This window comes from Rhizobium sp. BK418, assembly GCF_004341105.1.
Taxonomy (GTDB): Bacteria; Pseudomonadota; Alphaproteobacteria; order Rhizobiales; family Rhizobiaceae; genus Rhizobium.
On record NZ_SLZK01000002.1, the window covers coordinates 335,105 to 349,256 of the forward strand.

Sequence of the window (14,152 nt, forward strand, 5' to 3'; positions counted from 1 at the left end):
TTGGGTAAACCGCTGGCAGCCTGTATGGAAAAAGGTCAGGTACAGGTGGGTTACACAACGCCCGTCAGATCAATAGGATTCAGCCTCGGCGGGCAGCGCGTTCGGCCGGTGAATTGTCGATGATTTCGCGGACGACCCCAGTTGGCGTGATTCGCCGTCAAATCTCAATAACACACTTATCATAAGCATGCTATGTATGGACGTCCAGCAACTGACCATCGTCAAATTGGCATCATCGCCGTGGACCGAGGCGGATGCGCATCTCGTCCATGATTTTCCGCGCGGTCATTTGAACCGGAACGGCCCATGCCTGGAGAAGTTCCATCGACAGGCGATAAGCGGGGCCGGTGACAGAGACCCCGCCGATGAAGGATCGGTCGTCCGACCAGATGGGAGCAGCAACACAGCGGATACCCGCCTCGTGCTCCTCCCGATCGTAGGCGTGACCGACAGAGACAATATCGCGGATCTCCGCCAGCAAGGTTTCAGCATTCATATGCGTCGCCGAGGTGAAACGGTTGAAATGCAGGCTGCGAAGCAGTTCGGAAAGTTTGTCGGCTGTCAAAACCGAAAGGGCCGCCTTGCCAACACCGGTACAATAGCAGGGTGAGGCATTGCCGATCTGTGAATACATGCGCACCGGCTGATGCCCTTCGACCTTGTCGAGATAGATGATGGAGGAGCCGCGCAACACACCAAGATGGACAGTCTCGCCTGTCTCCCGATGCAAGGCGGCCAGATGTGGTGCCGCAATCAGGCGGAATTCGTTGCGTGCCCAGCTGCGCGAGGCGAGATCGAGCAACCGCAGGCCCGGCGCGTAACGCCCCTCGGCATCGATTTCAAGAAGCCCCTCCTCCACGAGATGGCCGAGCTGGCGGTGCAGCGTGCCGCGCGGCTGACCCGCAAGCGCGAGGATATCAGTAAACCGCAAGGGAGCATCGGAATGGGTGACGAGATCGAGCAGCACCATCAGCTTGCCGAGCGTGCCGGTATCACGCGGCGTGCTCGCGTCACGCGACGCATCATCATTATCGTCTACCTGGGCCATGCGGTCGCCGCCTGATATCATCGCCTTTCCTGCCCCTTGACAGGAAAGGCAGCCTAATTCGATAATTCCACATAGTCAAATAAAGTTCCAAATAATGGAATTTTTCGAATACCGGGAGGAGAGACGGTGAATACTATGTCTGCACAATTCCCCGAATTCAGGGACCGCACGGTGCTGGTAACCGGCGGCGGCTCGGGGATTGGCGCCGGTATCGTCGAGGGCTTCGCAAGACAAGGTGCAAAGGTCTCCTTCCTCGATATTGCCGAGGCTGAAAGCCGGGAACTGGCGGAACGGCTTTCGAGAGAGAATGTGCATCCGGTGACCTTCTATCACGCGGATCTCCGCGACATCGATGCCATCAGGCGTACCGTGACAGAGGTCGTCGAAAAATCCGGACCGATCCGGGTGCTCGTCAACAATGCCGCCTGGGACGACCGGCACGAATTCAATGACGTGACCGAGGAATATTGGGACAATAACCAGGCGGTCAATCTGCGCCATGTCTTCTTCACCTCGCAAGCGGTTGCACCTTCGATGCGGGAGGCCGGTGGCGGAGCGATCATCAACATGTCATCGATCGCCTTCAAGCTGAACATGGGCGTCTTTCCCGCTTATGCGGCCGCGAAAGCCGCGGTAATCGGCCTGACGAAAAGCATGGCCGGAAGGCTTGGGCCTGAGAATATCCGCGTCAACTGCATCCTGCCGGGCATGGTGGTGACCGAACGGCAGATGAAGCTGTGGCTGACGGAGGAGAGCATTGCCCGCTCCATGCAGGGTCAATGCCTGAAAGTAGTCTTGAAGGCAGATGCGATCGTCGGTCCGGCTCTTTTCCTTGCATCCGACTGCGCCGCCGGGATGACCGCGCAGTCCCTAATCATCGATGGAGGCGTTCTTTAATGGCAATTCCCGCTTATGTCGCGGTGGACTGGGGCACCAGCAGCTTCCGGGTCTGGCTTATCGGTACCGACGGCAGCATACTCGCTGAGCGCCGCAGCAGCGAGGGCATGACGACCGCGGCCAAGACCGGCTTTTCTCAGGTTCTCGAAGGACATCTTGCGGCAGTCGATGCGCCAGCCGATCTGCCGGTTATCGTCTGCGGCATGGCGGGCGCGCGGCAGGGTTGGGTGGAGGCCGGTTATATCGATGTGCCGGCTTCGCTTTCCTCGATCCTGTCAGGAGCAGTCTCCGTGCCAGGCGAACGCCGAGACGTGCGGATCCTGCCAGGCCTTGCGCAGCGCGATGCGGCTACACCCGATGTCATGCGCGGCGAGGAAACTCAGCTTCTCGGCGCGCTGGGGCCTGACAGCGAGGGAACCCAGGCTGTCTGCATGCCCGGCACGCATTCGAAGTGGGTGCATGTCAGCGATGACAAGGTCACCGGCTTCTCCACCTTCATGACGGGCGAGCTTTTCGACGCCATCACCAAACATACGATCCTCATGCATGCGGTCGCCGGCGCCGAGGATCAGCCGGCCGATGCGGCCGCCTTCGAGGCAGCGGTCGCCGCAGCCTTCAAACGGCCCGCACTCGCCTCCAACCTGATCTTCACCGCCCGTTCCGGCCAGCTTCTGCACGGTATTTCGGCCGCCGCCGCCCAGGCAAAACTCTCGGGCACACTGATCGGCCTCGAAATCGCCGGCGCGCTGCAGGATGCCAGCAGGGATACGGCGATTACCCTCGTCGCTTCCGGACGCCTGCAGGCGCTCTACGAGCTGGCCTTCCGCACGCTTTCCCTATCCTTCAACGCGATCGATGCCGATGCTGCCGTTCGCGGCGGCCTTTCGGCTGCTGCCAAGGCCATCTGGCCGAACTGAGAAAGACATTTCCTATGAACCGTATCCCCTTCCCCGATATGAAGCGTCCGCTGATTGCCATTCTGCGCGGCATCAAGCCCGAGGAAACCGAAGCCGTGGTCGGTGCGTTGATCGAAAACGGCCTAACGGCGATCGAGATCCCGCTCAATTCGCCTGAGCCCTTCAAGTCCATCGAGATCGCCGCCAAGATGGTGCCGGCCGAGGTACTCATTGGCGCCGGCACCGTTCTGACCACGGATGCAGTCGACAGCCTTCATAATGCCGGCGGCCAGCTGTTGGTGACACCGAATGTCGAACCCGATGTGATCATCCGCGCCCGCGACTATGGCATGGTGACCATGCCTGGGGTCTTCACGCCGACGGAAGCTCTGCAGGCGGCCCGCGCGGGTGCGACCGGCCTCAAATTCTTCCCTGCCAGCGTTCTCGGCCCTTCTGGCATCACCGCAATCCGCGCCATTTTGCCGCCGGAATTGGTCATTGCAGCGGTCGGTGGTGTGTCGGACAAGAACTTTTCCGACTACACGAAGGCCGGCATTCTCGCCTTCGGCCTCGGCACCAGCATTTACAAACCGGGAATGACTGCCGCAGAGGTTGCCGAGCGCGCCAAGGCGACCATCTTAGCCTATGACGCAGCCATAGGAGCGTAGTCATATGACTGATATTTATGAATTCGAGGGCAAAACACTTTGCAATACCAATTCGGTTCTCGGTGAAGGCCCCACCTACGATCCCATTACCGATACCGTCTGGTGGTTCAATATTCTCGGTAAGGAGCTTCACGAGCTTAATCTTTCGACCGACGAAAAGAAGGTGCATCCGCTGCCAATGATGGCAAGCGTGCTGGCTCGTATCGATTCCGGCCGCCAGTTGCTGGCGACAGAAGAGGGGCTTTTCGTGCGGGATATCGCCGGCGGGAACCTAACCTTCTATGCGGCGCTGGAAAACGACAAGCCGGAAAACCGCTCCAATGATGGTCGGACGCATCCGTCGGGCTCGCTCTGGATCGGCACGATGAGCAAGCGCGCCGAGAACCAGGCGGGCGCGATCTATCACGTGGCTGGCGGCAAGGTGACGAAGATCTTCAGCGGCATCAGCATTCCGAACTCCATCTGCTTTTCGCCCGACGGGACGATCGGCTATTTCACCGACACGCGCATCAGTCGCCTCATGCGCGTCATGGTCGACCCACAGACCGGTCTTCCCACTGGCGAGCCGATCGTGATGGTCGACAGCATGGACGAACCCGGCGGGCTGGACGGTTCGGTCTGTGATGCCGACGGCTATATCTGGAACGCCCGCTGGGGCGCCGGCGTCGTCGACCGCTACAGCCCCGATGGTCTGCGTATCGCTCGCTACAAGGTCCCGGCCGCGCAACCTTCCTGCCCCGCCTTCATCGGCGCCAATGCTGACCGACTTGTGGTGACGACGGCCTGGGAAGGGCTGGACGAGGATGCCCGCTCCGCCCAGCCGAGCGCAGGCGCGCTACTCGAACTCGGAATCACCGTGAAGGGCATTTTCGATCCGGCCTATGTGATCTGAGGGCAAGGCCTGGAATTCAGAAGGCGCTCCATTGCGGGGCGCCTTTGCTTTTCCAGCTGGTTTCCGGACAAAGTTCCGTGAAAATCGTAAAATTTTCCGTGTCTTCGTCCGGAACCAATAGGCGTATCGGTCATTTCACTTTCGGACCGCGCGGCAGGATGTCTGCAAAACGGGCGCTGCCGGGCCAGAGATTATGCAAGCAACCGAAAGGTAGGTTCGAAATGACACGCAAACTTCTGACGACCGTCGCCGCTGGCGCCTTGTTTGCCACGGCTTTCGCGCCGGCGGCATTTTCGCAGACGGCACCGCAACCGGCCAACCCCGCTGCCCCAACGCAGTCTGCACCCTCCGATGCGACCCCGGCGCCAGCAAAACCGATGGCGCCTGCCGGTAATGCAGCACAGGCTCCGGCCCCGGCACCGAGCACAGATACAGCTCAGGCAGGCAGCGGCAGCTATCTGACGCAGCAGGCCGCGGACCAGATCAGCGCCAACACCTATATCGGCCAATCGGTCTATAACGGCAACAATGAGAGCATTGGTAAGGTCAACGACCTGATCATGAAGAAGGACGGCGGCCTTGTTGCAGCCGTGATCGGTGTCGGCGGCTTCCTCGGCATCGGCGAAAAGAATGTCGCCGTTCCGATTGCAAAGATCACCGTCGCACAGAATACGCAGGACGGCTCCGTCAAGCTGACGACCACGGAGACTGCCGAGTCACTGAAGGCTGCTCCCGAATTCAAGACACTGGCCATGCAGTCAGCTGAAAAGGCTCCGGCATCAACCGGTACTGGCATGCCGACGGACAATACCGCGACGGGTTCGACCACCAACAAGTAACTCGTATGGTGAGTAAAAGCGTAGGCGACGGCGTCCCTTGAGGGCGCCGTCGTTTTTGCCTCTGCTGCTAAGCGCTGACACGTTCCGTCGCGTTGATATCGTAACAGTAGTTCTCGTGCAGGAACCGCAGCGTGGCGATGCCATCAGCGGGCCTGCCAAAATGGTAGCCCTGCCCCATCCCGCAGCCTAGCATGCGCAGCTTGACCGCTTCCGAATAATCTTCGATCCCCTCGGCCACGACTTCCAGTTCGAGGCCTTCGCACATAGCAAGGATCGCCTTGATGATGTGCTCGGAGGCACGATCGGAATTGATCCGCGAGACAAAGGCGCGATCGATCTTGATCTTATCGAAAATGAAATCGCGCAAGCGTCCGAGGCTCGACTGGCCGGTACCGAAATCATCCAGCGAAATGCGTACGCCGGCAGCCCTGAGATCGGCGAGAATCCGGTGAGCGGTATCTGCAGAGCCCATCACAGCCGTCTCGGTGATCTCCAGCTCGAGACGGTGCGGATCGAAACCGACTCGACCAAGGATCGACAGAATGCTGCTGCTTGTCCCCGGATCCATGAGTTGGGCCGAAGACAGGTTGAAGGACAGGAAGAGCTCGCGCGGCCAGGAAAGTGCGGCTTCGGCAGCCTTGCGCAGCAGCGCTTCCGACAGGGCATCGATGAAACCGCGCTCTTCGGCAAGCGGCACGAAGACGCCGGGGGAGACGAAACCGAGATCAGGATCGTTCCAGCGTGCAAGCGCCTCGAAGCCTACCACCTGATTGTTGGCGAGCGAGACGATTGGCTGGAAATGCACGTCGATCGCGTCTGATATGATGGCGTTTCTGAGCGCCTGTTCGAGCTGGGTCGCCCGCTTCATCTCCTGCGCGATCTCACGCGAATAAACAGTGATCTGACCGCGACCGCGGCGTTTGGAGCGATAGAGCGCTGTTTCGGCACTTTTCAAAAGCTCGTCGCAATCCTCGCCGGCAAAGGGATAAATCGCAAAACCGAAGGAAGCGGAAAGGCGCACGTTGCGGTCGCCGAGATCATAGGGCGCCGACAGGACTTCGCGGATCATCTGACCGAATTTTTCGGCACTGGCGCGCTCGAAAACCAGCGGCAGAATGAAGGCGAACTCGTCGCCTTCATGACGGGTCACGAGAGCCCCGTCGGGGATGCAGGCCTTCAGGCGATGAGCGACCTGGCACAGGATTTCGTCGCCGGCGGCAGAGCCGAAGAGATCGTTGATCGGCTTGAAACTATCCAGATTGGCAATGCCGATGGTGAAGGGTGCCGGGTCGCTGGCGCGCTCGGCAGAAATCTGCATCACCTTGTCCCGCATACGATGCCGGTTTCCCAACCCGGTCAGCGGATCGGTATAGGCCATTGTCTGCAGCTCGTTCTGACTTACCATCACGAATGGTATTTCCGCCGACACCATCACTCGAAACCCAAGGTTTTCCTCCACACCCTGGCGGAGAATGACCGGCAAATCTTAACAATTCGATAGTAAATCGGCAGCGATACAACCCAAAGCATTCCCCAAATCTGGGAATTGATCCGGATTCTATTTAATTTCGCGCCCTGATCGGCTCTTCGATTAGATATCTCTGAAATACAGTTTCAAGAATATCCGGGCTGACGGGCTTCATGATGACGTCATCCATGCCCGCCTTGGCGCATTCCGCACGATCGCGCTCGAAGGCTTGCGTCAGCACGCCGATGATCGGCGTGTGCGTCCCCTGCCCTTCTTCCATCTGACGGATGAGGCGCGAGGCTTCGAAGCCGTTGAAGATTGGCAGTGAAATATCCATCAGCACGATCTGCGGCCGGTGTTCGGCCCACAGGCGAACGACCTCTTCGCCGGTTGCGGCGATGAGATGGCGGTAACCGAGACCTTCGAGGATTTGCGAGAAGACGATCTGATTGATGTCGTTGTCTTCGGCAACGAGGACCTGAAGGCCCATGGGGGGGTCATCGGTCGTGGTGATTTCCCAGTTCCCCTCGGCACCGCCGCCACGGCCGTTGCGATTGAAATGGCGGGCGATCTGAAAGGTCAATTCGTTGGCGATCTGAAAGCCATCCATGACGAGGGCCGGAATACCGTATTGTTCGGAAAGCTCCAGGCAACGCATGCCCATCTGGTTATCGATGATCAGAAGATCGAGCGAGATACCGGAAGAGCTGGCGATCTCAAGGAAACGCTCCTCCTCGTCCTCGCCGCGGACCGAGCAGGATTCGAAGCCATATTTAGCGAGCGTGCGCAGCGCGGCAGTCTCGGCGGCAAGATCCGAGGTGACGACGAGGATCTTCCGGCCGGAGAAGTTTTCGGGGACGATCGCTTCCATCGCTGCCGGCTCGCGGCGCTGCGATGCGTTCGGCATTGGCACGTAGGCGCGGCGATAGGTCTGGTTGCTGGAAGTGGTAATCTCGGAGGCCTGAGTAAACTCGTCGAGATCGTCGCCCTCACGTGGCAGGTCCTGCATGGTCGAGACGAGGAAGTAACGTCCCGGCTTGCCTATCCTATGCTTGCGGCTGACGATATCGCGCTCGGTGCCGTCACGGGCGACCTGACGCTGGCGGGAGACCGACATTTCGCCGGTTTCCAGCACATGGCGGTCGCTTTCCTCGAAGCGCTTGGCGATGTCGGGCGAAAAGAGATCACCGCTCTTGCGACCGAGAACCTCGTCCGCCGTCGTCTGGTACTTCTCGCAGAAGGCCTTGTTGACGGCGACATAGACGAGGTTGCGATCCTTGACGAAGAGCGGGAACGGCAGATGGTCGAGAATATCCTCGGTGAGCTGTACGCGCTCCAGATCGTAGCGCCACTGTTCCTCGCGCTTACGCGCCTCAGAAATATCGGAGATGACGGTCACGCCGTAACCATTCGGCAGGCGGCGCTTCAAAAAGCGCACCCAGTGGGCGGTGCCGTGGCGCTCGACGGATTCGAAACGTTCACGCCAATGAGAAGCAATGCGTTGGGACAACCAGTCCTCGCGGCTGAGCGAAGCCGCCTGGCGGACGAGGGTCTGCTCGCGGATGCCGGTATCGTAGACCGCGCCCAGGAAATCACGAAGCCGCGTGCCCGGTCGCAGAACATCCTCGGGTACGGCAAAGAACTCCATGACCTGGCGGCTGGCAAAAATAAGCAGATCGTTGCGGTCATAGATGATGAACGCCGCCGAAAGACTATCGCACACCGCGTCGAAGAGCGCCGTCTGAAGCTCAGCCTCAGCCGGCATCGCATTCGCCATAGATGATGTGTCCGTCTTTTCGAAGCCGGCACTCATTCATTCACATCCCATATCTGTCCGATTTTTGCATTTTCGGAGGTATATGAATAAAATGCCGTTTTTGTCTTAAAGGCCGCTTAACGATATCGACCCCCAATTTTGGGGGAGAAGGCTTCGCCATCTGCTTTCGGCCCGACGAAAGCCCTTTTCTCCTGACCACGAATCCTCGAAAATAGGCCTATGGCCATCAGACAGCTCTCCGAAACGCTCATCAACCAGATCGCCGCCGGCGAGGTCATCGAACGGCCGGCGAGCGCTGCCAAAGAGTTGATCGAAAACGCACTCGACGCGGGCGCGACGCGTATTGAAATCGCCACTGCCGGCGGTGGCAAGGCGCTGTTGCGGGTCAGCGATAACGGTTCCGGCATGGATGCCGCCGATCTTGAACTTGCCGTGCGGCGGCATTGTACCTCGAAAATATCTGATACGCTCGATGATATCCGCACGCTTGGCTTCAGGGGCGAAGCCCTGCCGTCAATCGGTTCGGTGGCACGGCTCAGCATCGCGAGCCGCAAGCGTGACAGCGCTGCAGGCAATGAGATTTCTGTTGCCGGCGGCAAGATCGTGCATCTGCGCCCGGCAGCCGCCAATCCGGGGACGATCGTCGAAGTGCGCGACCTGTTCTTCGCCACGCCGGCACGGCTAAAATTCCTGAAAACGGAGAAGGCGGAAGCTGCCGCAATCACCGAGATCGTCAAGCGGATTGCGATTGCGTTTCCGGGCGTGCGTTTCGTGCTGTCAGGTCCGGATCGTTCGACGCTGGAATTTCCGGCAACCGGAGAAGATCATCTGGCGCGCATGGCGCAGGTGCTCGGCAAGGAATTTCGTGACAATGCGATCGCGATCGACGCCGAACGCGAGGACGTTCAATTGACCGGCTTTGCCGGCGTGCCGACCTTCAACCGGGGCAACTCGGCCCATCAATATGCCTTCGTCAACGGCCGTCCCGTACAGGACAAACTCATCCTCTCGGCGATCCGCGGCGCCTATGCCGAGACGATCCCGGCCGGTCGTTACGCAGTCGCCGTGCTGTCGATCACGCTCGATCCGGCGCTGGTGGACGTCAATGTGCATCCGGCGAAATCCGACGTTCGCTTCCGCGATCCGGGACTGGTGCGCGGGCTCATTGTCGGCGCCATCCGCGAGGCGCTGGCGCGCGACGGCAGCCGGGCGGCAACGACGGGTGCAAGCGATATGCTGCACGCTTTCCGGCCCGGCTTCCAGGCGGCACCACAGCGACCGCAGGCGCCATGGTCTGCGGCAACGTCCCCTTCCCGGCCATACCAGCCGGCAGCCGGTTTCGGTGAAAAACCGCAAGCCTCCTTCGATGGGCTCGTCCATCCGACGGCACGTTCGGAACCGGTTTTCGAGCAGGCACCGCAGCCGCAATCAGCCGCCCCTGAACCGGTGGCGCGCTATCCGCTCGGGGCAGCACGGGCGCAGATTCACGAAAACTATATCGTTGCCCAGACGGATGACGGCATCGTCATCGTCGATCAGCACGCCGCGCATGAGCGGCTGGTGTTCGAGGCCATGCGTAAGGCGCTGCATTCGAAGCGGCTCGCCTCACAGGTGCTGCTGATCCCTGAAATCGTCGACATTCCCGAGGAGGACTGCGACCGGCTGATGGTGCATGCGGCAGAACTCTTTGAGCTCGGCCTTGCGATCGAACGCTTCGGGCCGGGTGCCATCGCCGTGCGCGAGACGCCGGCCATGCTGGGTGAAGTGGACGCGCCTGGCCTCATCCGCCAGCTCGCTGACGAGATCGCCGAATGGGATACGGCCTCAGGCCTTTCCGCGAAGCTCGAATATGTGGCTGCGACCATGGCCTGTCATGGTTCGGTACGATCAGGACGGCGGATGCGGCCCGAAGAAATGAACGCACTCTTGCGCCAAATGGAAGTCACTCCGGGCTCCGGCCAGTGCAATCACGGACGCCCGACCTATATCGAACTCAAGCTTGCCGATATTGAACGGCTGTTCGGCCGGAGCTGAAAAAGCTGGCAAAAGGACCTCTCGGGGAGTATGGCAAGCGGATGACAGACCACAGGGAATGGAGCGCATGAACTTGTTCGAAGGGCACGGGAACCGCGAAGCGAAGATCCGTTATCTCGACGGCGACTTCCAGATTCTGTCCCCCGGCTCCTATGTTGTCTGCGCGCTCACCGGCAAGCAGGTTCCGCTCGACGAGCTTCGTTACTGGAGCGTTGCGCGACAGGAACCCTATGCCGATGTCGCCTCGGCACTCGAAGCCGACCGTCGCGCCGGTGTTCTGCCGACCCAACGCTAAGTCTTTACCTTCGCCTCTCTGAGCCGCCGTTGTCGGCAGGCCTCGAAAGCCCGGTCTATGATGAGGCCCGGGGCGAGCGGGTCCGTGAAGGCCATTTCCACCTCGACGACGCGGCAGCGGGCTGCAAGCTGTTGCGCCTTGCCGTGGTGGCCGGCGAGACGCACGAAGTCCTTCGCGGTCGTAACGATCGTCAAGTTCTGCTGGTCCGCAGTCTTCAGAAGACCGTCGATCTCCTCTTCGCTCAGGTGTTCGTGATCGCCGAAGGCGGTGGCGACTTCGATGGTCGCACCGAGTGAACGAACTGTGCGGAAGAACTTCTCGGGATCGGCGATGCCGGCAAAGGCGAGCACTTTCAAGCCCTCAAGATAGTTTTCGCCCGAGACCTTCAGTGCAGCGGTGAAATAGGGCTTTGCCGCGCGGGCCGCGATACGCACGATACGGTCAGCCGCATTGCCATCTCCGACCTTCAGAAGCGCGGTCGCCTGCCGCAGTTGCAAACGGATCGGCGCGCGCACCGGCCCGCTTGGCACGATATAGCCATTGCCGAGACCGCGCGTCGCATCGATCACCAGAAGCGCATAGTCGATCGAAAGGCGCGCACTTTGGAAGCCATCATCCATGATGATGAAATCGGCACCTTCCTCGACCAGTCTGACCGCACCATCGACACGCCGGCGGGAGATGACGGTCAATGCTTCCTGCGCCAGTAGCAACGGTTCGTCGCCGACGGCAACGGCGTGGTGGTGCGCAGGATCGACAACCGTCGTCACATCGAGAGAGCCGCCATGGCCACGGCTCAGGAAACCGGGGGTCAACCCCTTGGCCTTCGCGGCACGGGCAATTGCAATTGCAGTCGGCGTTTTGCCGGCGCCGCCGACGGTGAAATTACCGACACAGATGACGGGGATCGGAACCGAGGCGCGGCGCGCATGGGTCATGCGGTAACCGGCCACACGACCATAGAGGAAAGAAAGGGGCGATAAAACCCAAGCCTGCCAGCCTGCCCGCCTCCACCAGAAAGGCGGCGCTTCTGAAATCATAATGCCGTCCCGTTTCCCTTGCCCCGCCCTTCAGGACGAGATCCTCCAAAATCGATCGGGCGGATTGAGAGGCCAAAACGCATGAAAATGCAAGCCTTTGCGGGTCAGGCGGGCTGCAGATCTGGTAGCAGGGCCTCAATGCCGGTAATGTCGTCGAAGATATGATCGGCCGCAGCGGAGAGTGATTCAAGTGAGCCGGTACCGGTCAGAACCGCGATCGTCAGGCCAACTTTCGCATTCCTGCCCATATGGAGATCGTGGTTGTTGTCGCCGACTATGGCAACCTCTTCCGGCGATAGGCCGGTCGCAGCGCAGAAGCCGAGCACCATGCCGGGCTCCGGCTTGCTGCCGAAGCCGCTATCATAACCGGCGATGTAATCGACATATTCAGAAATGCCAAAACGCTGAGCCGTCTGGCGGATAGAGCGTTCGTTGTCGCTGGAGGCAATGCCAAGTTTGATGCCGCTGTTGTGCAGCCTCTCGAAGAAGGCGGCGAGATCCGTCACCGGAACGGAGAATTGGGCGGCATTGGCAAAGAGATTGTCCAGCTTGATCGTCAGCTCGATGACATCAACTCCGGAGCCGGCGGCGACCAGGCCCTCGGCGATCTGACGGGTATTGCCGGCCGCAAGCAAGCTGTCAGGCACGATATGTCCGGTTACCGGGTCCATACCGCATTCAGCCAAAAGATGGTCGGCCAGAGCAGCGTCGCCTTCAGCGGCGATGCGGGCAAGCTCGCGGTTTACCGGCAGCCAGCTTTCATCATAGTCAAGCAGCGTGCCGTCCTTGTCGAAAAGGATGCCCCTGATCTTCGCCTTGGCCGACATATTTGCTCCTCAGGCCTGCGCTGCCTTGGGCAGCAGGCGCGCCTTCACCGTCAGCGGATTGATATAGGGCTCCAGCCCCTTCAAGGTGGCGCTCAGCGCGCCGCGCATTTCATGCACGGTGGCGATGCCAGCCTGGATCATGTTGCCGCGCGCCTCGTCATTGGTCAGCAGGTAATGCACGCCTTTTGCCAGCATTTCAGTATCGCGCACCATGCGGGCGCTGCCGCTGCGGGCGAGCTTCTGATAGGCCTCGCGGAAATTCTGAACATTGCCGCCGGACAGGATGGCGCAGCCAAGCATGGCCGGCTCCAGCGGGTTCTGGCCGCCTTCGGCAAAGAGCGAACGGCCAACGAAAGCGACTTCCGTCAGGCGAAGATAGAGGCCCATCTCGCCGATCGTATCGCCAAGAAAGATATCGACGTCGGGCGAGAGGACATCATCGCGTGTGCGGCGGGCGACCTTCAGCCCCTGTTTGACGAGGGCAGCCTCGATCTCGTCCCCCCGTTCGGGATGGCGCGGCACGATGATCGTCAATTGCCTGTCGCGGTCGCGGAGCGCCCGGTGGACAATGCCGGCCGCATTCTCCTCGCCGTCGAAGGTGGAGATCGCGGCCCAGGTCTTGCGATCGCCGATCTGCTTTTTGTAGCGGGCAAAGACGGCGCTGTCATAGGGTGGCGCGTCGGTATCGACCTTGAGATTGCCTGAGGTTATGACCGGTACGGCGCCGAGATCCCGGAAACGTTCGGCATCGACATCGGACTGGGCGATGACGAGCGCAAGATTTTCGAAGAGCGCTTCGGCAATCGCCGGGCGGCGGCGCCAGCGAGCGAATGAGCGGTCCGACATGCGGGCATTGACGAGGATCTGCGGAATACGGCGACGGCCGAGTTCCAGCACGGTCGCGGGCCAGATTTCGGACTCGGCAATGATGGCGCAGTCCGGCTGCCAATAATCGAGGAAACGGCCGACGGCGGGCTTCAGGTCGAGCGGCACATATTGATGGATCGCATCATTGCCGAGACGTTCGGCGGCGAGCTTCGCCGAGGTGATGGTGCCCGTCGTGAGGATGACGTTGATGCCACGGCGGCGGATTTCACGGATGAGGGGAATGACAGCGTTGGTTTCACCGACACTTGCAGCATGAAACCAGACGAGCGGGCCTTGCGGCCGGTTGGCGCTCGCATAGCCGAACCGCTCCAGCCGGCGGGCACGGTCTTCCTTGCCCTTGGCCGTGCGATAGGTGATGTAGAGGCCGACGACCGGCGAGGCTACGGTTCCCGCCAGACGGTACGCGTTCAGACCGATCCGCGCCATCCGGGAGCTCATTCAGCAGACCTCCGATCCATGCAGATCGACATCAATCCAATTTCCCTAATTATCGTTGCGGCCGCAATGACCGATTAATTTGTTCAGAATGCGTCGATCGAGGGCAAGGGAGCGATGCGCAAAGGCCTCCGCTGTGGATAGCGGA

At 60.4% G+C, this 14,152-nt stretch carries 13 protein-coding genes; 7 read left to right on the plus strand and 6 right to left on the minus strand.

The genetic code is table 11. The features are described from left to right. Positions 1-232 precede the first annotated feature (232 nt). Positions 233-1,048: an IclR family transcriptional regulator gene (locus EV281_RS07670; RefSeq protein WP_245508242.1), complete on the minus strand. Its 816-nt coding sequence runs from the start codon at positions 1,046-1,048 to the stop codon at positions 233-235. 135 nt (positions 1,049-1,183) lie between these two features. Between EV281_RS07670 and EV281_RS07675 the strand changes: the two genes are divergently transcribed. The 5 genes from EV281_RS07675 (at position 1,184) to EV281_RS07695 (ending at position 5,240) form a co-directional block, all read left to right on the plus strand. Continuing rightward, a complete protein-coding gene (locus EV281_RS07675; RefSeq protein WP_132652467.1) occupies positions 1,184-1,945 on the plus strand; it encodes an SDR family oxidoreductase in 762 nt (253 codons plus the stop codon). Then, the gene (locus EV281_RS07680) at positions 1,945-2,862 is read left to right on the plus strand and encodes a 2-dehydro-3-deoxygalactonokinase (protein WP_132652469.1); all 918 of its coding nucleotides are present in this window, start codon (positions 1,945-1,947) and stop codon (positions 2,860-2,862) included. The genes EV281_RS07675 and EV281_RS07680 overlap by 1 nt, the downstream gene beginning before the upstream one ends. Before the next feature lie 14 nt (positions 2,863-2,876). Continuing rightward, complete coding sequence (locus EV281_RS07685) at positions 2,877-3,509, plus strand: 2-dehydro-3-deoxy-6-phosphogalactonate aldolase (RefSeq protein ID WP_132652470.1); 633 nt, start codon at positions 2,877-2,879, stop codon at positions 3,507-3,509. Between the two features lie 4 nt (positions 3,510-3,513). After that, positions 3,514-4,401, plus strand: coding sequence for an SMP-30/gluconolactonase/LRE family protein (locus EV281_RS07690; protein WP_132652472.1), 888 nt, complete (start codon positions 3,514-3,516; stop codon positions 4,399-4,401). Between the two features lie 221 nt (positions 4,402-4,622). Then, positions 4,623-5,240, plus strand: coding sequence for a PRC-barrel domain-containing protein (locus EV281_RS07695; protein WP_132652474.1), 618 nt, complete (start codon positions 4,623-4,625; stop codon positions 5,238-5,240). 67 nt (positions 5,241-5,307) lie between these two features. On the opposite strand, the gene EV281_RS07700 is transcribed toward EV281_RS07695, so the two are convergent. Both EV281_RS07700 and EV281_RS07705 read right to left on the minus strand, forming a co-directional pair. Then, positions 5,308-6,675: an EAL domain-containing protein gene (locus EV281_RS07700; RefSeq protein ID WP_132653210.1), complete on the minus strand. Its 1,368-nt coding sequence runs from the start codon at positions 6,673-6,675 to the stop codon at positions 5,308-5,310. Between the two features lie 127 nt (positions 6,676-6,802). Beyond that, the gene (locus EV281_RS07705) at positions 6,803-8,521 is read right to left on the minus strand and encodes a response regulator (RefSeq protein WP_132652475.1); all 1,719 of its coding nucleotides are present in this window, start codon (positions 8,519-8,521) and stop codon (positions 6,803-6,805) included. Between the two features lie 183 nt (positions 8,522-8,704). Between EV281_RS07705 and mutL the strand changes: the two genes are divergently transcribed. Both mutL and EV281_RS07715 read left to right on the plus strand, forming a co-directional pair. Further along, positions 8,705-10,519, plus strand: a complete 1,815-nt coding sequence (gene mutL, locus EV281_RS07710) for a DNA mismatch repair endonuclease MutL (RefSeq protein ID WP_132652477.1) — start codon at positions 8,705-8,707, stop codon at positions 10,517-10,519. Between the two features lie 67 nt (positions 10,520-10,586). Continuing rightward, positions 10,587-10,814 carry a DUF2093 domain-containing protein gene (locus EV281_RS07715; RefSeq protein ID WP_132652478.1) on the plus strand — a complete coding sequence of 76 codons (228 nt, stop codon included), beginning with the start codon at positions 10,587-10,589 and terminating at the stop codon, positions 10,812-10,814. Here EV281_RS07715 and lpxK read toward each other — a convergent pair. The 3 genes from lpxK to waaA all read right to left on the minus strand — a co-directional run bounded on the left by lpxK (position 10,811) and on the right by waaA (position 14,007). Beyond that, a complete protein-coding gene (gene lpxK, locus EV281_RS07720; protein WP_132652480.1) occupies positions 10,811-11,854 on the minus strand; it encodes a tetraacyldisaccharide 4'-kinase in 1,044 nt (347 codons plus the stop codon). The two genes, EV281_RS07715 and lpxK, sit on opposite strands and share 4 nt — an antisense overlap. Before the next feature lie 104 nt (positions 11,855-11,958). After that, positions 11,959-12,681: an HAD family hydrolase gene (locus EV281_RS07725; RefSeq protein ID WP_132652482.1), complete on the minus strand. Its 723-nt coding sequence runs from the start codon at positions 12,679-12,681 to the stop codon at positions 11,959-11,961. 9 nt (positions 12,682-12,690) lie between these two features. Continuing rightward, positions 12,691-14,007 carry a lipid IV(A) 3-deoxy-D-manno-octulosonic acid transferase gene (waaA, locus tag EV281_RS07730; RefSeq protein ID WP_132652484.1) on the minus strand — a complete coding sequence of 439 codons (1,317 nt, stop codon included), beginning with the start codon at positions 14,005-14,007 and terminating at the stop codon, positions 12,691-12,693. Positions 14,008-14,152: the final 145 nt, after the last annotated feature.